The sequence below is a fragment of the Clostridium tarantellae genome, from assembly GCF_009295725.1.
Lineage (GTDB): Bacteria > Bacillota > Clostridia > Clostridiales > Clostridiaceae > Sarcina > Sarcina tarantellae.
In genome coordinates this window covers 1-1,054 of record NZ_WHJC01000537.1, presented here as the reverse complement: position 1 = coordinate 1,054, position 1,054 = coordinate 1, and the positions used below count along the sequence as shown (strand labels likewise).

1 protein-coding gene is annotated in these 1,054 nt (G+C 23.1%); it reads left to right on the top strand.

The annotated features are described in order from the left end of the window. Positions 1 to 144: 144 nt before the first annotated feature. Positions 145 to 870, top strand: a complete 726-nt coding sequence (locus tag GBZ86_RS16180) for an MgtC/SapB family protein (RefSeq protein WP_152892371.1) — start codon at positions 145 to 147, stop codon at positions 868 to 870. Positions 871 to 1,054: the final 184 nt, after the last annotated feature.

Genomic DNA, 1,054 nt, shown 5'->3' with positions numbered 1-1,054 from the left:
GATGTGATTATATACTATTTTTATTGATTTTTTGGTAAAAAAGCACTGAAAAATTATAATTTTTAAGATGTAAACACATCTTTTAATTTAAATTTATATGAATAAAATATATATAATACATATTTAGAGTAAGGAGGAGTTTTTATGAAGTTATATATTTTATTAAGATTATCTCTAGCAGTAATAGTTGGTGGAGTTATAGGTTATGAAAGAGAGTTTAAAAACAGACCTGCAGGTTTTAGAACACATATATTGGTTTGTGTAGGAGCTGCCATAGTTTCATTAATTCAAGTTGATATGGCTAATGAAGCGTTAGGAATGATAGCTAGTAATCCTTCATTAAATAATGTGGTAAAAGTAGACCTTTCTAGATTGGGAGCTCAAGTAATTACAGGTGTAGGTTTTTTAGGAGCTGGTACAATTCTTCATACTAAAGGATCTATTAAAGGATTAACAACAGCAGCTTCATTATGGGTAGTAGCTTGTGTTGGACTAGCTATTGGAATGGGATATTATACTTTAAGCATAATTGGAACTGTATTTATTTCTTTAACTTTAGTTGCTTTGAAAAGATTTCAAAATAGATTTATAACAAAATCAGGAGAAAAAGTAATAGAAGTACATTATTTGAACAGTAAAGAAACTTTAGAATTTATAGAGACATCTTTTGCATCAAAAGCTATAAAAATTAAAAGTATAGAATTTGTAAGTTATGAAGATATAATTATAGATAATAAAGAAGTTGATGAATACACATCTATATATACTATAGATATACCAAAAAATATAGATATAAATAATATATTAAATAATTTTAGCATGAATAAAAATATAAAAAAAGTAATGGAAGTAAAGCAAGATAATATATAACTTAAAATTAATATAAAAAATGATAAGCATTTATGTAAAATATTTAAATAATTTTTTATCCTTTATAAAAGTTTAAAAAATTATTTAAATATTTTAAGAGTCTTATCATTTTTTTATATTTAAAATATAGCTTATTGCGAATATTTTTCGGAATAAAATTACAATTAAGGTAAAGTATATAATG